The organism is Streptococcus sp. NSSLK0004 (genome assembly GCF_059039125.1).
Genome location: NZ_CM180142.1, coordinates 1,550,579 through 1,571,688, shown reverse-complemented (window position 1 = coordinate 1,571,688; position 21,110 = coordinate 1,550,579). Strand labels below are relative to the sequence as shown.

Annotated in this window: 24 protein-coding genes; 18 read left to right on the top strand and 6 right to left on the bottom strand. The window is 42.9% G+C overall.

The window, feature by feature from the left end:
* Positions 1–114: 114 nt before the first annotated feature.
* From AC4CS8_RS08145 to AC4CS8_RS08075, 15 genes are all read left to right on the top strand, one after another.
* Entirely contained in the window at positions 115–762 is a 648-nt protein-coding gene (locus tag AC4CS8_RS08145; RefSeq protein WP_493892746.1) for an HAD family hydrolase, read from the top strand.
* A gap of 138 nt (positions 763–900) precedes the next feature.
* Complete coding sequence (locus tag AC4CS8_RS08140) at positions 901–1,692, top strand: enoyl-CoA hydratase (RefSeq protein WP_493892745.1); 792 nt, start codon at positions 901–903, stop codon at positions 1,690–1,692.
* Positions 1,693–1,772: 80 nt separating this feature from the next.
* Positions 1,773–2,207, top strand: coding sequence for a fatty acid biosynthesis transcriptional regulator FabT (gene fabT, locus AC4CS8_RS08135; protein ID WP_493892744.1), 435 nt, complete (start codon positions 1,773–1,775; stop codon positions 2,205–2,207).
* Positions 2,204–3,181 carry a beta-ketoacyl-ACP synthase III gene (locus tag AC4CS8_RS08130; RefSeq protein ID WP_493892743.1) on the top strand — a complete coding sequence of 326 codons (978 nt, stop codon included), beginning with the start codon at positions 2,204–2,206 and terminating at the stop codon, positions 3,179–3,181. The genes fabT and AC4CS8_RS08130 overlap by 4 nt, the downstream gene beginning before the upstream one ends.
* A 58-nt stretch (positions 3,182–3,239) precedes the next feature.
* Entirely contained in the window at positions 3,240–3,464 is a 225-nt protein-coding gene (locus AC4CS8_RS08125; protein WP_105146749.1) for an acyl carrier protein, read from the top strand.
* A 167-nt stretch (positions 3,465–3,631) separates the two neighbouring features.
* Positions 3,632–4,597 (top strand): enoyl-[acyl-carrier-protein] reductase FabK, encoded by a 966-nt coding sequence (gene fabK, locus AC4CS8_RS08120; RefSeq protein WP_493892742.1) that lies wholly within the window; start codon positions 3,632–3,634, stop codon positions 4,595–4,597.
* 1 nt (position 4,598) lies between these two features.
* Positions 4,599–5,519, top strand: coding sequence for an ACP S-malonyltransferase (gene fabD, locus AC4CS8_RS08115; RefSeq protein ID WP_493892741.1), 921 nt, complete (start codon positions 4,599–4,601; stop codon positions 5,517–5,519).
* A gap of 9 nt (positions 5,520–5,528) precedes the next feature.
* Positions 5,529–6,263, top strand: a complete 735-nt coding sequence (gene fabG / locus AC4CS8_RS08110; protein WP_493892740.1) for a 3-oxoacyl-[acyl-carrier-protein] reductase — start codon at positions 5,529–5,531, stop codon at positions 6,261–6,263.
* A gap of 15 nt (positions 6,264–6,278) precedes the next feature.
* The gene (gene fabF / locus AC4CS8_RS08105; RefSeq protein ID WP_493892739.1) at positions 6,279–7,514 is read left to right on the top strand and encodes a beta-ketoacyl-ACP synthase II; all 1,236 of its coding nucleotides are present in this window, start codon (positions 6,279–6,281) and stop codon (positions 7,512–7,514) included.
* Entirely contained in the window at positions 7,515–7,988 is a 474-nt protein-coding gene (gene accB, locus AC4CS8_RS08100) for an acetyl-CoA carboxylase biotin carboxyl carrier protein (RefSeq protein ID WP_493892738.1), read from the top strand.
* On the top strand, positions 7,985–8,407 hold the full coding sequence (gene fabZ / locus AC4CS8_RS08095) for a 3-hydroxyacyl-ACP dehydratase FabZ (RefSeq protein WP_014638565.1): 423 nt from the start codon (positions 7,985–7,987) through the stop codon (positions 8,405–8,407). Before accB ends, fabZ begins: the two co-directional genes overlap by 4 nt.
* A 24-nt stretch (positions 8,408–8,431) precedes the next feature.
* On the top strand, positions 8,432–9,805 hold the full coding sequence (locus AC4CS8_RS08090; RefSeq protein ID WP_493892737.1) for an acetyl-CoA carboxylase biotin carboxylase subunit: 1,374 nt from the start codon (positions 8,432–8,434) through the stop codon (positions 9,803–9,805).
* Positions 9,806–9,819: 14 nt separating this feature from the next.
* Positions 9,820–10,686: an acetyl-CoA carboxylase, carboxyltransferase subunit beta gene (gene accD / locus AC4CS8_RS08085; RefSeq protein WP_493892736.1), complete on the top strand. Its 867-nt coding sequence runs from the start codon at positions 9,820–9,822 to the stop codon at positions 10,684–10,686.
* Positions 10,683–11,456, top strand: coding sequence for an acetyl-CoA carboxylase carboxyl transferase subunit alpha (locus tag AC4CS8_RS08080; RefSeq protein ID WP_493892735.1), 774 nt, complete (start codon positions 10,683–10,685; stop codon positions 11,454–11,456). Before accD ends, AC4CS8_RS08080 begins: the two co-directional genes overlap by 4 nt.
* Positions 11,457–11,607: 151 nt before the next feature.
* Positions 11,608–12,273, top strand: a complete 666-nt coding sequence (locus AC4CS8_RS08075; protein WP_493892734.1) for a CPBP family intramembrane glutamic endopeptidase — start codon at positions 11,608–11,610, stop codon at positions 12,271–12,273.
* A 46-nt stretch (positions 12,274–12,319) separates the two neighbouring features.
* Here AC4CS8_RS08075 and serS read toward each other — a convergent pair whose 3' ends face one another.
* The 6 genes from serS to AC4CS8_RS08045 all read right to left on the bottom strand — a co-directional run bounded on the left by serS (position 12,320) and on the right by AC4CS8_RS08045 (position 18,284).
* Positions 12,320–13,594: a serine--tRNA ligase gene (gene serS / locus AC4CS8_RS08070; RefSeq protein WP_493892733.1), complete on the bottom strand. Its 1,275-nt coding sequence runs from the start codon at positions 13,592–13,594 to the stop codon at positions 12,320–12,322.
* Positions 13,595–13,811: 217 nt separating this feature from the next.
* A complete protein-coding gene (locus AC4CS8_RS08065; RefSeq protein WP_024403603.1) occupies positions 13,812–14,183 on the bottom strand; it encodes a DUF956 family protein in 372 nt (123 codons plus the stop codon).
* Between the two features lie 59 nt (positions 14,184–14,242).
* Positions 14,243–15,154 (bottom strand): PTS system mannose/fructose/sorbose family transporter subunit IID, encoded by a 912-nt coding sequence (locus tag AC4CS8_RS08060; protein ID WP_248027188.1) that lies wholly within the window; start codon positions 15,152–15,154, stop codon positions 14,243–14,245.
* A gap of 18 nt (positions 15,155–15,172) precedes the next feature.
* A complete protein-coding gene (locus AC4CS8_RS08055; protein WP_493892732.1) occupies positions 15,173–15,982 on the bottom strand; it encodes a PTS mannose/fructose/sorbose transporter subunit IIC in 810 nt (269 codons plus the stop codon).
* A gap of 31 nt (positions 15,983–16,013) precedes the next feature.
* Positions 16,014–17,006 (bottom strand): PTS sugar transporter subunit IIB, encoded by a 993-nt coding sequence (locus AC4CS8_RS08050; RefSeq protein ID WP_493892731.1) that lies wholly within the window; start codon positions 17,004–17,006, stop codon positions 16,014–16,016.
* Positions 17,007–17,471: 465 nt separating this feature from the next.
* Positions 17,472–18,284, bottom strand: a complete 813-nt coding sequence (locus AC4CS8_RS08045; RefSeq protein WP_493892730.1) for a Cof-type HAD-IIB family hydrolase — start codon at positions 18,282–18,284, stop codon at positions 17,472–17,474.
* Between the two features lie 230 nt (positions 18,285–18,514).
* Here AC4CS8_RS08045 and AC4CS8_RS08040 point away from each other — a divergent pair, with 230 nt between their 5' ends.
* From AC4CS8_RS08040 to AC4CS8_RS08030, 3 genes are all read left to right on the top strand, one after another.
* Entirely contained in the window at positions 18,515–19,975 is a 1,461-nt protein-coding gene (locus AC4CS8_RS08040; RefSeq protein ID WP_493892729.1) for an NCS2 family permease, read from the top strand.
* Between the two features lie 105 nt (positions 19,976–20,080).
* The gene (locus AC4CS8_RS08035) at positions 20,081–20,410 is read left to right on the top strand and encodes a hypothetical protein (protein WP_493892728.1); all 330 of its coding nucleotides are present in this window, start codon (positions 20,081–20,083) and stop codon (positions 20,408–20,410) included.
* A gap of 2 nt (positions 20,411–20,412) precedes the next feature.
* Positions 20,413–20,892, top strand: a complete 480-nt coding sequence (locus AC4CS8_RS08030; protein ID WP_493892727.1) for a TM2 domain-containing protein — start codon at positions 20,413–20,415, stop codon at positions 20,890–20,892.
* Positions 20,893–21,110: the final 218 nt, after the last annotated feature.

The following is a 21,110-nucleotide window of genomic DNA, read 5'->3' as shown; positions in this document are numbered from 1 at the left end:
CTCCTTTTTGAGTTTTTATTATTATAGCAAAAACTACCAGTCTTGTCAGTAATAGGTAGATGAATAATCGGTTTTTGGAGTATCTGTGGTAAAATAGATGATAAAGGAGAAAGTATGCACGTAAAAGGAATTATTTTTGATATGGATGGTGTCTTGTTTGATACCGAACACTTTTATTATCAGCGACGAGCAGATTTTTTAGCGACAAAGGGGCTATCTGTTGCTCATTTGTCTCCTTCTGAGTTTGTTGGTGGACGATTTAGTCAAATGTGGGAACATATTTTAGGAGAGGCTTATGATTGTTGGGATATTGCAGAGCTGGAACAGGACTATAGGCGCTATAAAGAGCACCATATGGTTCCATATGGACAACTCGTATTTTCAAATACGAAGGAGATTCTCGCTGCATTAACAGCTTCAGGAATACGTTTAGCTCTAGCATCTAATACAGATAAGGAAGAGGTTATGCGTGCGCTTTCTGAAGCAGGATTAAGCGGATATTTTGATTCTATTTTTTCTGCCAGAGACTGCCGTGCAGGAAAGCCAGATCCGGAAATATATGAAAAAGCTAGTAGGGCGCTCGGATTCGATAAATCGGACATACTGGTCATTGAAGACAGTCCTAAAGGAATTGAGGCAGGGAAGGCTGCTCAGCTCACCGTTTGGGCTATCGAAGATAGAGAGTTAGGATTGGACCAGTCGCGAGCAGACAAGAAAATTACTAATCTTAATCAGTTGAAAAACATACTTATTGGAGCTTAGAGCTCCATTTTCTTTTCGGACGTGACAGTTTTTTAAAAGTAAAAACCAGATAATCACCAAAAGTATGATAAAATAGGATAAATTTAATTTTATAATTTGATGTTCAAACTTTTTTGAAATAAGTCAAAGGAGAAAGCGATGACCTATACAACCATTAATTATCAAGTGAATGGAAATCTTGCAGTCCTTACGTTTAATCGTCCGGATGTTGCTAACGGTTTTAATATTCCAATGTGCGAGGAAATTCTTGCGGCTATCGAAGAAACAGCTGAAAATAATCAGGTTCAATTTTTGCAAATTGAAGCGAATGGGCCAATTTTCTCTGTTGGAGGTGATTTGGTAGAGATGAAGCGAGCAGTCGATGAAGATGACATTCCTTCCTTGGTACGTATCGCTGAGCTGGTTAATGATATTTCTTTCGCGATAATGCAATTACCCAAAGTAGTCATTATGGTTACAGATGGTGCAGTAGCTGGCGCGGCAGCCAATATGGCAGTTGCAGCGGACTTTGTCATCGCCTCAAGTAAAACCAAATTTATCCAAGCCTTTGTCGGTGTCGGTTTGGCACCAGATGCTGGTGGAATTTTCCTTCTAAGCCGTGCTATCGGTGCCAATCGTGCTAGTCAATTGGCTATGACAGGCGAAGGTTTATCTGCTGAGAAGGCCTTGGAATACGGAATTGTTTATAAGATGGTTGAACCAGAGAAATTGGAGAAAACTGTCCAGCAGGTTCTCAAAAAACTGATGCGTGGCTCCATTAATTCCTATGTAGCTATTAAGCAATTAGTCTGGGAAAGTCAGTTTAAAGACTGGGAGTCTTATCGCGATTTAGAGTTGCAACTACAAGAAAATTTGGCTTTCAAAGATGATTTTAAAGAAGGTGTTCGTGCACATGCAGAGCGGAGAAGGCCGGTTTTCACAGGAAAATAATATTTATTTTCTGAAAAAAACGTTTGACAATCAAATTATTTTAGAGTATACTTTGATTATCAAAGTAAAGGAGGCTCGTTTTGGAAGATTATAAAATCAATGAATACTTGACAGCTATTTTTAATAATGTCTTGATAATTGAAGAAACAAGTCTACGTAGTAGCCGATTTAATGATATTTCAATTAAGGAAATGCATACTATTGATGTGATTGGTAGTATTGATGGAGCTACTCCGAGTGATATTGCTCGGGCTTTGATGGTAACACTTGGTACAGTAACCACCAGTCTCAATAATTTAGAGCGGAAAGGTTATATCGAACGCGTTCGTTCTACAAAAGATAGACGAGTAGTTCATCTTTATCTGACAAAAAAAGGTCGATTGATCTATCGTCTGCATCAACGTTTTCACAACGAAATGGTCAAGCAGATTACGGACGGCATGGATGAGACAGAATACCAAGTGATGAAAAAAGGGCTCTACAAACTCTATAATTTCTTGGAGGATTTGAAATGAGAACCTTCGCTAAAATCAGTCAAGTTGCCCACTATGTTCCTCAACAGGTCGTGAGCAATGATGATTTAGCACAGATCATGGATACTAGCGATGACTGGATTGCTTCACGGACAGGGATTCGTCAAAGACGGATTTCTGTCGATGAGGACACAAGTGATTTAGCCAGTCGGGTTGCCCAATCCTTGCTAGACAAGTCGGGTGTGGCTGCTGATGAAATTGATTTTATCATCATCGCAACCATCACACCAGATTCAGCCATGCCGTCAACGGCAGCTCGGGTTCAAGCAGCTATCGGTGCAAATAAGGCTTTTGCCTATGACCTTGTTGCAGCTTGTTCAGGATTTGTTTTTGCCCTATCTACAGCAGACAAACTGATTTCCTCAGGGATTTACCAAAAGGGGATCGTTATCGGAGCAGAGGTTTTGTCCAAGACGGTTGATTGGACCGACCGTGGAACAGCAGTCTTGTTTGGAGATGGTGCAGGTGGTGTCTTATTGGAAGCTAGCCCTGAGCAACATTTTCTAGCGGAAATCAATCGAACAGATGGCAGTCGCGGTCTTGGCTTGACCTCTGGTCAGACTGGCCTACACTCACCTTTTTCACAAGAGGGGATCAACCACCCATATTTGCAAATGGACGGTAGAGCAATTTTTGAGTTTGCAGTTCGAGATGTAACTAGGACTGTTGCAGAGCTATTAGATAATCAAAATCTGACAGGTGACGAGGTAGATTATTTCTTGCTTCATCAGGCCAATAGTCGAATTTTGGACAAGATGGCACGCAAGCTGGGTCTAGGGATTGAAAAATTTCCAGCCAACATGATGCACTACGGTAATACCAGTGCAGCCAGTATTCCCATTCTTTTATCAGAATGTGTGGAGACAGGCACTTTGCACTTGGATGGTAGCCAAACAGTTGTTTTGGCAGGATTTGGTGGCGGACTAACTTGGGGTACGCTACTACTGAAACTTTAGTTAATACGTTGCCTCTGGCAATGATTAAAAATATTTTTTATACAAAAGGAGCACTATCATGGCAGTATTTGAAAAAGTACAAGAAATCATCGTTGAAGAATTGGGTAAGGAAGCTGAAGAAGTAACCCTTACAACAACCTTTGAAGATTTGGACGCAGATTCATTGGATCTTTTCCAAGTTATCTCTGAAATCGAAGATGCATTTGACATCCAAATTGACACTGAAGAAGGTTTGACAACTGTAGGCGATTTGGTTGCCTATGTTGAAGAAAAAACAAAATAATGACTGTTAAGGAAAGTGCTATTTAGCATTTTTCTTAAACCAAATACTTTGATAATCAAAACATTGAAATATCAAAGTATTTATTAAGTGAGGGTTTTGCCCTCGCTTGTTTGGCTAATTATTTGATGTTCAAATGATTAGCTAAGCAAAGAAAGATTGAGGGAACTATGAAAACAAAGATTACAGAATTGCTTAATATTAAATATCCGATTTTCCAAGGTGGTATGGCCTGGGTTGCTGATGGCGATCTGGCAGGAGCTGTTTCAAACGCTGGTGGTTTGGGAATTATTGGTGGAGGAAACGCACCTAAAGAAGTTGTGAAAGCCAACATTGATAAGGTCAAAGCTATTACAGACAAGCCTTTTGGTGTTAACATCATGTTATTATCACCGTTTGCGGATGATATCGTTGACTTGGTGATTGAAGAAGGTGTCAAAGTCGTAACAACAGGTGCAGGGAACCCTGGTAAATACATGGACCGTTTGCATGCAGCAGGTATCACTGTGATTCCAGTGGTTCCGAGCGTGGCTCTGGCTAAACGTATGGAAAAATTAGGTGTTGATGCCGTCATTGCAGAAGGTATGGAAGCTGGCGGTCACATCGGAAAACTAACAACTATGACCTTGGTTCGTCAGGTTGTTGATGCAGTATCCATTCCTGTTATTGCAGCAGGTGGTATCGCAGACGGTGCAGGTGCGGCAGCTGCCTTCATGCTAGGAGCAGAGGCTATTCAGGTTGGAACACGCTTTGTGGTCGCTAAAGAGTCAAATGCTCATCCAGCCTATAAGGAAAAAGTTTTAAAAGCTAAGGATATTGACACAACCGTTTCGGCCTCAGTTGTAGGACACTCAGTACGTGCGATTAAGAATAAACTTTCGACTGCCTATGCTGCGGCAGAGAAAGACTTCCTAGCAGGAAAAATTTCTGCAGAATCTATTGAAGAACTGGGTGCAGGTGCCCTTCGCAATGCCGTTGTAGATGGTGATGTGGTCAATGGTTCGGTTATGGCAGGTCAGATTGCTGGCTTGGTGACCAAGGAAGAAACCTGTGAAGAAATTTTGAAAGATCTATATTTTGGAGCTGCTAAGGTAATTCGTGAGGAAGCGAATCGCTGGGCTTCCGTTGGAGAATAAGATGACAAAAACAGCCTTTCTATTTGCAGGTCAAGGGGCTCAGACACTTGGTATGGCCCGTGACCTCTATGATACCTATCCCATTGTCAAGGAAACTTACGACCAGGCTAGTCAGATTCTGGGCTATGATGTGCGGGACTTGATTGACCATCAGGAAGATAAGCTCAACCAGACCCGCTATACCCAACCTGCGATTTTGACAACCTCCCTTGCCATTTATCGTTTATTGGCAGAAAAAGGGATTAAACCTGACATGGTGGCTGGTTTGTCCTTGGGAGAATATGCCGCTTTGGTTGCTTCTGGTGCTCTGGCCTTTGAAGATGCCATTGCCTTGATTGCCAAACGGGGTGAGTTTATGGAGACTGCTGCACCAGCAGGGACTGGTAAGATGGTCGCAGTCCTCAATGCAGATGTCAGCTTGATCGAAGAGGTCTGTTCATCAGTTACCTCTGGAATTGTTTCCCCAGCCAACTACAATACACCAGCCCAAATCGTTATCGGTGGCGAGGTGGCAGCTGTGGATGAGGCGGTGGAAGCCTTGAAGGCGGCGGGTGTCAAACGCATGATTCCCCTCAACGTGTCGGGGCCTTTCCATACAGCTCTCTTGCGTCCAGCGTCGGAGCAATTAGCTCAGGCTCTGGAAGAGGTGGAGTTTTCAGATTTCCAAGTAGACTTAGTTGGCAATACAGAAGCCAAGGTCATGAGAAAAGAGGACATCAAGTCCCTCTTGACCCGTCAGGTCATGGAGCCTGTCCGTTTTTATGAGTCCATTGCCACCATGCAGGCGGCTGGTGTGACCAAGTTTATCGAAATCGGTCCAGGTAAGGTTTTGGCAGGCTTTATCAAGAAAATTGATAAGACAGCCGAGGTGGTAACAGTAGAAGATGTGGCAAGTCTAGAAGGCTTGTTGACTAGCCAATAAGGAGAAAACATGGAACTTACCAATAAAAATGTGTTTGTGACAGGTTCAAGTCGTGGAATCGGCTTGGCCATTGCCCATAAGTTTGCCAGTCTTGGTGCCAATGTGGTGCTGAATGGTCGTGGTCAGTTGGGGCAGGACTTGCTGGATAGCTTTTCAAGCTACGGTGTTAAAGTTGTGGCGATTTCAGGAGATATTTCCAGCTCGGCAGATGCCAAACGAATGGTGGCTGAGGCAGTTGAGGCTCTCGGAAGTGTTGATATCTTGGTCAACAATGCAGGAATTACCAAAGACGGTATGGCCTTGCGAATGACGGAAGAGGATTTCGAGAGCGTTTTGAGTATCAATCTAACAGGTACCTTTAACATGACACAGGCTGTCCTGAAGCCTATGACTAAGGCGCGCGAAGGAGCGATTATCAACCTATCTAGCGTAGTTGGTTTAACTGGTAATGCTGGACAAGCCAACTATGCAGCATCTAAGGCAGGTGTTATAGGCTTTACAAAATCCATTGCCCGTGAAGTTGCCGGTCGAAATGTTCGTGTTAATGCCATCGCACCAGGCTTTATCCAGTCTGATATGACAGATGTCTTGTCAGATAAGATTAAAGATGCAATGTTGGGTCAAATCCCAATGAAACGTTTTGGTTTGACAGAGGAAGTCGCAGAAGTTGCTGTTTTTCTTGCTAAGCAAGAATATCTAACAGGACAAGTGATTGCCATCGACGGCGGACTCACTATGCAATAAGAGAGGAAATAAAAAATGACAAAATTAAATCGTGTAGTAGTGACAGGCTATGGTCTGACGTCGCCAATTGGACATACGCCAGAAGAATTCTGGGATAGCTTGGTCAATGGTAAGATTGGTATTGGTAAAATTACTAAATTCGATACCAGTGACTATACTGTGCATAATGCTGCAGAATTAAAAGATTTCCCATTTGATAAATACTTTGTCAAAAAAGACACCAACCGTTATGACAATTACTCTCTCTATGCTCTCTACGCAGCGCAAGAGGCGGTTGCCAATGCCAATCTCAATACAGAAGCAGTTGATAGCGATCGTTTTGGTGTTATCTTGTCAACCGGTATCGGTGGCATTTTGGAAATTGAAGAGCAAGTTGCTCGCATGAACGAAAAAGGACCAAAACGCATTCGCCCAATGGCTTTGCCAAAAGCTCTTCCCAACATGGCAGCTGGAAATATTGCCATGCAGGTTGGAGCAAATGGAGTGTGTAAATGTGTCATCACAGCTTGTGCTTCATCAAACGATGCTTTAGGTGAAGCCTTTCGTGAAATCAAATTTGGCTTCCAAGATGTCATGTTGGCAGGTGGTTCTGAAGCAGCTATTACACCGTTTGCAATCGGTGGTTTCCAAGCCTTGACGGCCATGTCAACAACAGATGATCCAAGCCGTGCTTCTATTCCATTTGACAAGGACCGCAATGGTTTTGTTATGGGAGAAGGAGCAGCTGTCTTGGTATTGGAAAGTTTGGAGCACGCAGAAACGCGTGGGGCGACTATTTTGGCAGAAATTGTTGGTTATGGAAATACCTGTGATGCCCACCATATGACTTCACCACATCCAGAAGGATTGGGTGCCATTAAGGCTATGAAGTTGGCGATTTCAGAGGCAGGTCTAGAGCCAGCAGATATTGACTATATCAATGCTCATGGCACTTCGACACCGGCTAATGAAAAAGGTGAAAGTCAGGCAATCGTATCTGTATTTGGTAAAAATACGCCAGTTTCTTCCACCAAGTCCTTCACCGGTCACTTGTTGGGTGCAGCTGGTGCAGTTGAGGCAGTGGCTGTTATTGAAGCCATGCGTCATTCTCATGCACCTAAGACAGCTGGTACGACAGAATTATCTGATTACATTGAGGCGGATGTTATCTACGGTCAGGGTCGTGATATGGAAATCCGTCATGCCATTTCAAATACATTTGGTTTTGGAGGTCACAACTCTGTGATTGCCTTCAAGCGTTGGGAGGCCTAAGTGAATATTACAGAAATTAAGGACTTGATGAGTCAGTTTGACCAGTCAAGTTTACGCGAATTTTCGTATAGCAATGCTAGGGAAACCTTGCATTTTAGTAAAAACAAACAGGCAGTTGCTCCGAGTCCAGCGGTAGAAGCCCCGCTTGCTCAAGTAACTCCTGCAAGCCCAGCCCCTGTGCCAACAGTTGAAACCAGTGAGCCAGCTCAAGTAGAAGCAAGCCCAAGTGCTGTTGCAGAAGGTGAAGTAGTGGAAAGTCCACTCGTGGGTGTGGCTTACTTATCACCTGCACCAGACAAACCAGCCTTTGTCGCTGTTGGTGATACAGTCAAAAAAGGACAGACCCTCATGATCATCGAAGCTATGAAGGTCATGAATGAGGTGCCAGCAGACCGAGATGGTGTGGTAACAGAAATTTTAGTTGCCAACCAAGATGTTGTTGAATTTGGACAAGGATTGGTACGCATTAAATGATTGATATTTTGAAAATTAAAGAGGCTCTTCCTCATCGCTATCCTATGCTCTTGGTGGATCGCGTACTTGAGGTGTCTGAAGATGAGATTGTTGCCCTTAAAAATGTGACCATTAACGAACCTTTCTTCAATGGACATTTTCCAGACTATCCAGTCATGCCAGGTGTTCTCATCATGGAGGCTTTGGCGCAAACTGCAGGTGTCTTGGAATTGTCTAAAGAAGAAAACAAGGGCAAGCTGGTCTTTTATGCTGGTATGGACAAGGTTAAGTTCAAGAAACAAGTTGTCCCAGGAGATCAGTTAATCATGACTGCTAAATTTGTCAAACGCCGTGGAACGATTGCGGTTGTTGAAGCAAAGGCAGAAGTGGACGGAAAACTAGCTGCGTCGGGTGTGCTGACTTTTGCTATTGGAAATTAGTATCTAAAGGAGATAGGATTCATCATGTTTGAAAAGATTTTAATCGCCAATCGTGGTGAGATTGCGGTACGGATTATTCGTGCGGCCAGAGAGCTGGGAATTGCAACAGTAGCTGTTTATTCAGAAGCTGACAAGGAAGCCCTCCACACCATGCTGGCAGATGAGGCGGTTTGTATCGGACCTGCACGTTCGACAGACTCCTATCTCAATATGCAGGCGGTCATCTCGGCAGCTGTTGTGACGGGTGCTCAGGCTATCCATCCCGGCTTTGGATTTTTGAGTGAAAACTCCAAGTTTGCAACTCTTTGTGAAGAAGTCGGTATCAAGTTTATCGGACCTTCTGGAACGGTCATGGACACCATGGGGGATAAGATTAATGCACGAGCAGAGATGATCAAGGCTCAGGTGCCTGTTATTCCAGGGTCAGACGGCGAAGTCTTGACTAGCCAAGAAGCTCTTGCAATCGCTGAAAAAATTGGCTATCCTGTTATGCTCAAAGCATCAGCAGGTGGAGGCGGTAAGGGGATTCGTAAGGTAGAAAAAGCCGAAGACCTCGTTCCAGCTTTTGAGTCAGCTTCTAGCGAAGCCAAGGCAGCTTTCGGAAACGGCGCCATGTACATGGAGCGTGTTGTTTATCCGGCTCGTCATATCGAAGTGCAGATTTTAGCAGATCAGCATGGTCATGTTATCCATTTGGGTGAACGGGACTGTTCTCTTCAACGCAATAACCAGAAGGTTTTGGAAGAGGCGCCATCTATTGCTATTGGTCAGACCATGCGAGACCGAATCGGTCAGGCTGCTGTGCGAGCTGCTCAATCGGTTGGTTATGAAAATGCGGGAACTATCGAGTTTCTCTTAGACGAAGCCAAGGGCGAATTTTACTTCATGGAAATGAACACGCGAGTGCAGGTGGAACACCCGGTCACCGAGTTTGTAACGGGAGTAGATATTGTCAAGGAGCAAATCAAGATTGCTGCAGGTCAGGAATTAAGTGTCCGCCAAGAAGATGTTCAGATTACAGGTCATGCCATTGAATGCCGTATCAATGCGGAGAATCCAGCCTTCAACTTTGCACCGAGTCCAGGAAAGATTTCGAATCTTTACCTGCCAAGCGGTGGTGTCGGTCTGCGTGTGGATTCGGCTGTATATCCTGGCTACACCATTCCGCCTTATTACGATTCAATGATTGCCAAGGTGATTGTGCATGGAGAAAATCGCTTTGAAGCTCTGATGAAGATGCAACGGGCTCTCTACGAATTGGAAATTGATGGGGTGGTTACCAACACCGATTTCCAATTGGATTTGATTTCCGACAAACGTGTGGTGGCTGGTGATTATGATACCGCCTACCTCATGGAAGAATTTTTACCTCGCTACCAAGAAGAATTAAAACAGTAAAATAGGAGAATGCTATGGCTTTGTTTCGCAAAAAGGACAAATATATCCGCATCAATCCCAATCGTTCGCGGATAGAGTCGGCACCTCAAACAAAGCCAGAGGTGCCAGACGAACTCTTTTCCAAATGTCCAGCTTGTAAGGAAATTCTCTACAAGAAAGATTTGGGACCTGAAAAAACTTGCCAACACTGTTCCTACAACTTTCGCATTACAGCTCAGGAACGCTTGGATTTGACAGTTGATGAGGGTTCTTTTGAAGAATTATTTACAGGAATTGAAACGACAAATCCCTTGGATTTCCCAAATTATTTGGAAAAATTAGAAGCAACTCGTCAAAAGACTGGCTTGGATGAGGCAGTTTTGACAGGCAAGGCGATGATTGGTGGGCAACCAGTAGCTTTGGGAATCATGGATTCGCACTTTATCATGGCTTCTATGGGAACGGTGGTTGGTGAGAAGATCACTCGTCTCTTTGAATTGGCCATTGAAGAGCAACTGCCGGTCGTCCTCTTTACAGCCTCTGGCGGTGCTCGGATGCAGGAAGGCATTATGAGCCTGATGCAAATGGCTAAGATTTCGGCAGCTGTAAAACGCCATTCCAATGCTGGCCTCTTTTACCTGACGGTCTTGACAGACCCTACAACAGGAGGTGTTACGGCTAGTTTTGCCATGGAAGGCGATATTATCCTGGCTGAGCCACAGACTCTGGTTGGATTTGCAGGCCGCAGGGTTATTGAGTCAACTGTTCGGGAAAATCTGCCAGACAATTTCCAGAAGGCTGAATTTTTACAAGAACATGGCTTTGTGGATGCCATTGTGAAGCGCCAGGACTTGCCAGCGACTATTGGTCGCTTGTTGAGAATGCATGGAGGTGTCAGATGACCAGTGATGTAGCACGTATGATCCGTTTGGCACGTGACCAGGCTCGCCTGACGACCTTGGACTATGCCACACAACTCTTTGATGACTTTATCGAACTGCACGGCGATCGGAATTTCCGTGATGACGGAGCTGTTGTAGGTGGTATCGGCTTTCTAGCAGGTCAGCCGGTGACAGTCATCGGTATCCAGAAAGGCAAGAATCTCCAGGACAATCTCAAACGAAACTTCGGTCAGCCCCACCCTGAAGGCTACCGAAAGGCCCTTCGCCTCATGAAGCAGGCGGAGAAGTTTGGTCGTCCCGTTGTCACCTTCATCAATACCGCTGGAGCCTATCCAGGTGTTGGTGCTGAGGAGCGTGGACAGGGAGAGGCCATTGCCCGCAACCTCATGGAGATGAGCGACCTCAAGGTACCTATTATCGCCATTATCATCGGCGAGGGAGGCTCGGGTGGAGCACTTGCCCTAGCAGTCGCAGACCAGGTATGGATGCTGGAAAACTCCATGTACGCCGTCCTCAGCCCTGAAGGCTTCGCCTCTATCCTCTGGAAAGACGGCAGTCGGGCCATGGAAGCGGCAGAACTCATGAAGATCACTTCTTACGAGTTGGAGAAACTCCAAGTGGTCGATCGGATTGTTTTGGAAAATGGCAGAGCGACCAAGGAAGTCTTGGCTGACATCAAGGACAATCTGGTCAGCCAGTTGGCTCAACTACAAGCCTTGCCACTTGATGAGCTACTCGAAAACCGCTATAAACGCTTTAGAAAATACTAGGAAGACCTAGTATTTTTTTGCTGGATTTATCTTGACAAATTGAATGTATCGTTGTAAGATTGTATTATAAAAACAATACAAAGCAAATCTCTTATATTAAACCCTATTATGAATTGGGAATGCTCTATATTTTTTAGAAAAAGGGGATGGAATGAAAAAATTAAGTCAAGGTTTGGAATGGATTGGTCGGACGATTTGGCTCTTGTTGAGAGTGTTTGGTTTCCTAATCATATTTGCGATTCCAACTATCATTTTGGAGGAAGCGAAATCGCAAGTTGCTTTAGTCATGGCTGTGCTACTAACACTTGGGCTCTTAATTTTTTTCTGGTGGCGGGCTGAAAAAAATAATCTGCCAGTCTGGGATAAAAGCATTCTTTCTTGGGATGGTCTGGCAATAGTCCTATTAGCTTTTGCTATCATGCAGTTGACGGATATGCTTGGCTTCTATTTGTTGGAATTACAGGGGACTACATCAACAGCCAATGAGGCTTTAATCATAGAATATTTAAAGGGTGTTCCTTTTTGGCTGGCCTTCTTAACAACAGCCTGTTTGCCAGCAATTGCAGAAGAGGTCCTATTTCGAGGCTATCTCTTTAAGAAATTGTTTGGGTCGCAGGTGGTTATTGGTATCATTGTTTCAAGTTTGCTTTTCGGAGCCCTTCATGGACCAACGGACATCGGTTCTTGGCTGGTTTATGGAGGTGGTGGTCTTATCTTTTGTATTCTCTATCATAAGACGGGCTACTTGATTTATCCTATGGCTGTCCATTTTATCAACAATGCTTGGTCGGTGGTGGCTTTTTACTATTTTAAATAATTAACAAAAAAGACGATTCAGAAAGAGTCGTCCTTTGCTATAAATACTAAGGTTTAATCACATCAACCCCGCCCATGTATGGACGGAGAACTTCTGGAATGGTGACAGAACCGTCTTCGTTTTGGTAGTTTTCAAGGATTGCCGCAACGGTACGGCCAACTGCTAGGCCAGAACCGTTGAGGGTGTGGAGCAATTTAACCTTGCCGTCAGCAGCATCGCGGTAGCGGATCTGGGCACGGCGGGCTTGGAAATCCTCAGTATTTGAACAGCTTGAGATTTCACGGTAGGCATTTTGGGCAGGAATCCAGACTTCCAAGTCATAGGTCTTAGCAGCTGAGAAGCCCATATCGCCTGTACAGAGGGCCAAAACGCGGTAAGGCAAGCCTAGTTTTTGAAGGATATTTTCTGCGTTTGCCGTCATTTTCTCCAATTCATCATAAGACTGTTCTGGTGTTGCAAATTTGACCATTTCAACCTTGTGGAATTGGTGCAGACGGATCAGACCACGGGTGTCACGACCAGCAGAACCTGCTTCAGAACGGAAAGAAGGGCTCATAGCAGTGAAGTAGATTGGTAGGTCTTTTTCCTCCAAGATTTCGTTGCGGTAGTAGTTGGTTAAAGGCACTTCTGCAGTTGGAATGAGGACGAAGTTGGTATCTGCTAATTCGAACGTATCTTCCTTGAATTTTGGATACTGGCCAGTACCAAACATAGAGTCATGGTTGACCATGTAAGGTGTAACGATTTCTTGGTAGCCTTCTGCGATATGTTCGTCCAACATGAAGTTGTAAAGGGCACGCTCCAAACGAGCGCCCAAGTTCTTATAGAAGAGGAAGCGGGCACCTGTTACCTTTGCGCCACGTTCCCAGTCCAGAATGTCTAGGTCTTCGCCCAAATCCCAGTGTGCCTTTGGCTCGAAGGTAAATTCACGAGGTGTTCCCCAACGGCGAACTTCCACGTTTTCTTCTTCGTCTACTCCAACAGGTACAGAATCGTGCGGGGTGTTCGGAAGGACAGCTAGGATTGCGTTCAATTTTTCATCAATTTCTAGCAATTCTGCATCCAAGTTTTTTACATCAGCAGATAGTTTTTGCATAGCAGCAATTTTGTCATCTGCGTTTTCCTTGTTGCGCTTTGCTTGGGCAATCTCCGCAGAAACGGTGTTGCGCTCTGCTTTTAATTCTTCTACAGTAACCAAGATTTCACGGCGCTTTGCATCCAAGTCCTTGATGTTTGCCAATGTTTCGGCAGCCACACCACGAGTAGCTAATTTGGCAGCTACTCCGTCAAAATCTGTACGAATACGTTTGATATCTAGCATAGATGTCTCCTTTAGAATAAAAAAACACAGAATGAGAGATGCTGGAGCGATATTTACCGCGGTTCCATCCAGCTTCACATTCTGTGCACTTTAAGTATGTCATTTTTATATACAACGGTAGAATTTCACAACTTTTTCCTATCTGCTCACAGCAACCGCAGACTTTCTGAAAGGAGCTAGAAGCTACTTATCCGTTTCCACTATTATACTTGATTTTTTATTTTTTGGCAAATAGATTAGAAATTTTTCTTCCAATTGTTTGAATGAGAGTTGGTAATTTTACAACTTTCTCATTACCGATATGCTCACGAGCAACTTTGAGAATCTTACCAGAGTCTTTGGAAGCAAACAGGAAGCGACTTTTTTCGGTGTAAATTTCAAAATGTCGACTGATTGTTTTTCCAGAAACATTTGCACCAATGCTAGTCATCTCTGACCAAGGAATCTGGATATAGCGCTCAACGTTGCTATCAGGATAGAATTCTAGAGCCTTGTCACCAAGTAAAAATTTGCCAACCTTACCACCAAATCCCATGTAGGAAACCCCTGTGGTTTGTAGCTCAACGCTAGTGTTTTGTGATTGTGCCATAGTGCTCCCTTCTTAGATATTCATTATACCATAAAACCCCGCAGGTGCGGGGCAATAGATTACATAATTCCGAAGAAACGAGCAAGAATACCTACGATGAAGAGACCAATAATCATAGTGATTGGCGTTACTTTCTTCTTAAGCAAGTGCATGCAGAGGAAAGTAAGGAGAAGTCCCATCAAACCAGGAATCAAGCTGTTCAACTGGCCTTGCAAGGTTTGTGCTTGAGTTGGGTAGAGGCTAAGTCCGCTGAGGGCGTCACCCAAGATACCTTGAAGTTCAGTACCTGTTACAGTGCCTTCTGGGAAGACGATGTAAGCACCTTCTGATAACTGTTTTGCAGGAAGGTCAACGGTGAAGTTGATAGATACCCAACGTTGAACAAGAACGGCAAGGATGAACATACCAAGGATTGAAGCGCCTTTTGTGATATCTTGAAGGATACCACCTGACATATCTTTGGTAATCTCACTACCAGCTTTGTAACCAAATTCTTGAGTGTACCATAGGAAGGCCATACGGATTGCGTTCCAACCAAAGAAGAAGATGATTGGTCCCATGATATTGCCACTCATAGCAAGTGAAGCACCAAGAGCGCCAAGAATTGGACGAACAGTAAACCAGAAAACTGGATCACCGATACCAGCAAGAGGTCCCATCATACCGATTTTCACACCTTGGATAGCTGTGTCATCGATGGCAGCACCGTTTGCGCGTTCTTCTTCAAGGGCAAGCGTTACACCAAGGATTGGTGAAGCAACGTATGGGTGAGTGTTGAAGAATTCCAAGTGACGCTCAAGAGCAGCTGCTTGGTCTTCTTTTTTCGTGTAGAGTTTTTTGATAGCAGGGATCACTGCATATGCCCAACCTAAGTTTTGCATACGTTCGTAGTTCCATGAACCTTGAAGGAAGGTTGAACGCCACCAAACTTTTTTACGATCGCTTACGGAAAGTTGAATTTTTTCTGACATGGTTAAATCTCCCTTCTCTTAGTAGTCTTCAAGGATGTCGCCGATTGGGTCGTTTGATGAAGCACCACCGTTACCTGAACCACCTTGTTTAGACAAGTTGAGGTAGATAAGAGCAATTGCAACACCGATAACACCAAGAGCGATAAGTGTCAATTCGCTAAGGGCAGCAAATGCAAAACCAAGAGCGAAGAATGGCCATACTTCACGTGTTGCCATCATGTTGATAACCATAGCGTAACCTACGGCAACAACCATACCACCACCAACGGCCATACCACCTGATAACCATGCTGGCATTGCTTCAAGTACTGATTGAACAGCTTCTGCAGGAATTGCAAGAAGAAGAGCAGCAGGAATCGCGATACGCAAACCTTGAAGAAGGAGAGCAAATAAGTGGTAACGTTCTACTGCAGCAAAGTTAGCACTTTTTGCAGCATTATCAGCACCGTGTACAAGACCAACTGAGATTGTACGTACAATCATAGTAAGGAAAAGACCAGCTACGGCAAGAGGGATAGCAGTTGTTGTTGCAACGGCAATACCTTCTGCTGAGAAGTCGCCACCTTTGATCATGATGATAGCAGCAGCAACAGAAGCAAGTGCTGCGTCTGGTGCAACAGCTGCACCGATGTTTGCCCAACCAAGTGCAATCATTTGTAGGGAACCACCGAGCATAACGCCTGCAGCCAAGTTACCAGTTACAAGACCGATAAGGGTACAAGCTACCAATGGTTGATGGAATTGGAATTCGTCAAGGATACCTTCAAGACCAGCGAAGAAGGCAACGATGACAACGAGAATTGCAGAAATAAGTGTAATATCTGACATGTTGTAATCCTTTCTATACTAACAGATCGATTTATTGAACGTTTGCCTTGTTGATAAGTTCAAACAAGTCTTTCTTCGAATCGTTTGGTACTTTACGCACATCAAATTCAACGCCAAGGTCACGCAATTTTTCAAAGGTTGCAACGTCATCTTTGTCCATTGACAATACGTTGTTAACCATTGTTTTACCAGTTGAGTGAGCCATAGAACCAACGTTCAATTCTTTGATTTCAACACCACCTTCAATTGCTTCAAGAGCTTCTTGAGGAGTTTCGAAAAGAATCAAGGCGTGAGTGTTACCGAATCGAGGGTCTTTAGAAACCTCAATCAATTTCTTGATTGGGACAACGTTCGCTTTTACGTTACCAGGTGCAGCTTGTTTGATGAGTTGTTTACGCAATTCATCTTTGGCAACTGTATCTGATGCAACGATGATACGATCTGCTTTGGAAGCAGGAGTCCAACCAGTCGCCACTTGACCATGCAAGAGACGCGTATCGATACGAGCCAAGTTGATTTTCAACTTGCCGTCACCAATAACAGTTCCTGGAGGGATAGCACCTTGAGGTGCAGCAGGAGTGGCAGTTGCCACAGGAGTAGCTTCAGCTGGTTGAAGTTCTTCTGGGAGAACTTTGATACCATCCTTAGCTTCCTTAATAATGTTTGCCGCAACTTCTTCCACACCAGCAGAAGCATTAATCATACGTTCTGTGTATGCTTGGATAAGCATTGGCAAGTTTAGACCTGTGATGATTACTACCTTGCGGTCTGGATTTTCACCAGCTACGCGGCTTGCTTGGTTAAATGGTGAACCACTCCAAAGGTCAGCCAAAACCAAAACTTCATCATCGGCATCGAATGCGTCCACGGCAGCATTTAGCTTAGCATATAAATCATCAGGACCTTCACTTGGCATAAAAGTGACAACTTGTACTTTTTCTTGTTCGCCAAAGATCATTGAACCTGACTGATGAATACCAGCAGCAAATTCGCCATGACTTGCAATAATGATTCCAATACTCATTATTGATCCTCCTAAATTTTTTCTAGTTCCTTTGAAATGTAAAACTATGAATAGGCTTACATTTTTCGAACTGTTCCATTATAAACCGTTTTCAGGATATTTGTCAAGCGTAAAAAAGTTATTTGCTGTCAAAACGCTTCAAAACATTTCAGAAACTTTCAAAAAGCGACAGAAGTCATAATCAGACGTAAAATGGATATCCTCATATTGTGTCAAGGTAACAAAAAAAGGGCCGGGCAAAACGTCCAGCTCGTTTCTCAGACTTCACGTTAACATCTCCGTGCAATGGTTGATTGGCAGATTTGCTTGTGTTTTGCACTCTAAATAGGACCTATATGACTAAGGTGAACAAGCTCGCTCTATTTCCAACCTCCAATAGTCACCAGTCCAACTGTTTCAGCCGAATTTACAAATATGGAGGGTGGGAATTCTATTTTGACCTTTTGAGATTTTTCCGACTCCCTTTTACAAAAACATTTTTTCAAGTTCTCTTGCAACTCCATCATTGGCATTGCTAAATTCTGTCATATAATCTGCACTGGAAAGAAGTGCCTGACTGCAGTTTTTCATAGCATAGCCAGCACCAGCTAATTGAAGCATTTCGACATCGTTGTGTTCATCACCAAAAGCGACTAAGTCTTTTGGGCTGGCTTGGAAAAGATCTAGCACGTAGGTTAGCGCAGTGGCTTTATTGACACCTTTTGCGCAGGTTTCTAGGATATTTAGAGGACCTCCCCATGTGTTTATTTCTAGTTCATCGTTAAAATACGCATTCATTTCTTTTGCTAATTCGTACTTATCAGCTGCGCGTGTTTGCATCAGAATAGAGTGAGGGTCACTTGTGATAAGTTCAGGTTTGATGAGAGTTTCGGGTGTTATTTGTTCAACCCCCATCAAGGTGGGATCAATCTTGTCTAAGTTATTTTGAGTAATGTAGAATTTATTTTTGTACTCACCTGCAATGAAATCTGCTTCGAAGCGTTCTTCTTCTTGAAGGAAATCCAGTAGGTATTGCTTGTCAATAAGAATATTTTTCTCCCACTGCCAAGATTGTCCCGGCTTATGAATTAAGGATCCATTGAAGTTAATCATTGGAGTATCTAATTCCAGTTGCTTATAATAATGTGCAGCCATGCGATAGGGACGACCTGTTGCAATCAAAACAGTATGCCCAGCATTTTTCACTTTTTTGATAGTTGAAATAGTATAATCGGTTAGCTGGCTATCTGTATTTAGTAAGGTTCCATCAAGGTCTAGTGCAATTATTTTTGTCTTCATACCGTCAGTTTTCAAACTTTCTATTACTCTATTAGATTTATAACTTCCAGTATAACAGAAAGCAAGTAGACAATCAAAATTTTATTAAAAAAGAATAGGAATGAGGCGAATGTTCGTAAATAACGAACGATGTATAGTTTTTGAATGGATTTAAAACAAATATTGTTGAAAAATAACATTGTTGAGTTTATAATAAAAGTATCGTTCGTAAAAAAGGAGAATGAAAAATAATGGATAAGTTTTTTAAACTTAAAGAACACGGTACGACCGTTTCAACTGAACTCATGGCTGGTCTTACGACTTTCTTCGCCATGTCTTACATCTTGTTTGTCAACCCGAGTGTGCTGAGCGTAGCAGGAATGCCTACTCAGGCTGTTTTCTTGGCAACTATTATTGCTAGTGCGGTTTCAACTTTGATTATGGGATTATTTGCCAATGTTCCCTATGCATTGGCTCCGGGTATGGGTCTGAATGCTTTCTTCACCTATACAGTGGTAATTGGTCTTGGTTTTACTTGGCAAGAAGCTTTGGCTATGGTTTTCCTCTGCGGTTTGTTTAACATCTTTATTACGGTTACAAAAGTTCGTAAGAGCATCATCAAGGCGATCCCAATAAGCTTGCAACACGCTATCGGTGGTGGTATTGGTGTATTTGTTGCCTACCTAGGTTTCAAAAACTCTAACTTGATTACCTTCTTGACTTCTGGTTCAGATATTATTACTGTCAATGGTGTAGCTCCGGCCGATGCAACAGCAGAAACTTTCTCAAATGGTGTCTTCTCTGTTTTTGCTGGTGGTGGTGTAGTACCGGGAATCTCAACTTTTACTGATCCAAGTGTTCTTTTGACAGTCTTTGGTCTTCTTTTAACAGCTGTTTTGGTTATTAAAAATGTTCGTGGTGCTATTTTGATTGGTATCATCGCAACAACCTTGGCAGGTATTCCAGCAGGTGTTGTAGATCTTTCTACTATTGATTTTGCAAACAATAATATCGGTACTGCTTTTGGGGAATTAGGAACAACTTTCCTTGCTGCTTTTGGTGGTTTATCATCACTCTTTGCTGATTCAAGCCGTCTGCCACTTGTTTTGATGACCATCTTTGCTTTTAGTTTGTCTGATACTTTTGATACTCTCGGTACCTTTATCGGTACAGGTCGTAAGACAGGTATCTTCTCAGAAGAAGATGAAAAAGCTCTTGAAAACGGTACTGGTTTCAACTCTAAGATGGACAAGGCTCTCTTTGCGGATGCTATTGGTACATCTATCGGTGCCCTCTTTGGTACATCAAATACAACAACTTATGTTGAGTCAGCAGCGGGTATTTCAGCGGGCGGTCGTACAGGTTTGACAGCTGTAACGACAGCAGTTCTGTTCTTGCTCTCTATCCTTATCTTGCCATTTATTGGTATTGTACCGGCAGCAGCAACAGCACCAGCTTTGATTATCGTCGGTGTAATGATGGTTTCATCCTTCCTTGATGTTGATTGGAGTCAATTCGAAGATGCTCTTCCGGCCTTCTTTGCAGCCTTTTTCATGGCACTTTGCTTCTCCATTTCATACGGTATTGCAGCAGCCTTTATCTTCTACTGCTTGGTGAAAGTTTCGACAGGTAAGGCGAAAGAAATCCATCCAATTCTGTGGGGAGCAACTGCCCTCTTTATCATCAATTTTATTATCTTAGCGATTATTTAAAGCAAAAACTGGGGCAACCCAGTTTTTTGCAAAAGATAGTAGTATTATTTGTATCACAACCAATATTTTGACATTATTATAACAACAAAAATATGGAGGATAGATATGAAAAACATTAGTAATTCTGTGGTAAGTCGAGGAATGGGAATAGTCTGTGGAGTTGTTGGACTTACATGGCTAGTATTGCATTTTCTCTGGCCGTATGTATTTCCGCAGACACTTTTTAACGTCCATCTTTCTTATTCGCTCATAGATATAGTTATTTTTGATCCAGTTTTCTTTTTGTGGTGCCTCTTTAACACGCTGATTTTTGTCTTTCTTTTTGTATTTACTTATTTAGGTATTTTAAGAAAGCAAAATAATAGATATTTGAGTATTGTGTTTCTGATAAGTTCAATTTTTGCTCTTTTAATGGGGATGGGAATAGGGAGGTAAATATGCCTAGATATATTATCTTTTTGCTAGTTGGTATTATGGCTGTTTTAATTTTTATACAGGTTTTTTCGAAAAAAGAGTCCAGGAAAATATTTTTAGATACTCACTTCGAAGATTATATGGCGGGAGAAATAGAGACATCACAACAGGTCCAGCAATTTTTATTAATGAATAGTAATAAGTTTGAAGGCGCTGATCACTTAGTTTTACAGAAAACCTTAAATGGTATCTCCCAAGAAAAGCTTCAACAACTATATGCCGTTGAATTAATAGACCCGCAAATCGTTTTAATTTGTTCCTTGTTGTTCGGTGGACTAGGTGTTGATCGTTTCCTTATTGGAGATGTAGGCTTAGGGATTCTCAAGTTGATTACTGCAGGAGGTTTGGGAATTTGGACGATTATTGATTATTTCTTAACATACAAGAAGGCTCGGAAAATCAATTTTTATAGGGTGCTAGAAATCGTCAAAAAAGCAGAATAAAGACGACTTTATCTGCAATAGAGATATCATAATTTTTGTACTAGAGTAGCCAAGCTATCTCTAGTACTTTTTGTTTTATGTATTAATGATATTGATGATGGTGCATGTAGTGATTGTAAAGCTATTGGTTTCAGAGTATCTATTTTCTGCCGAATGTTTACCACATAAAAGTTGTTGGATTATGTATGACAAATTTTCTTCCCTGTGATATAATGTAG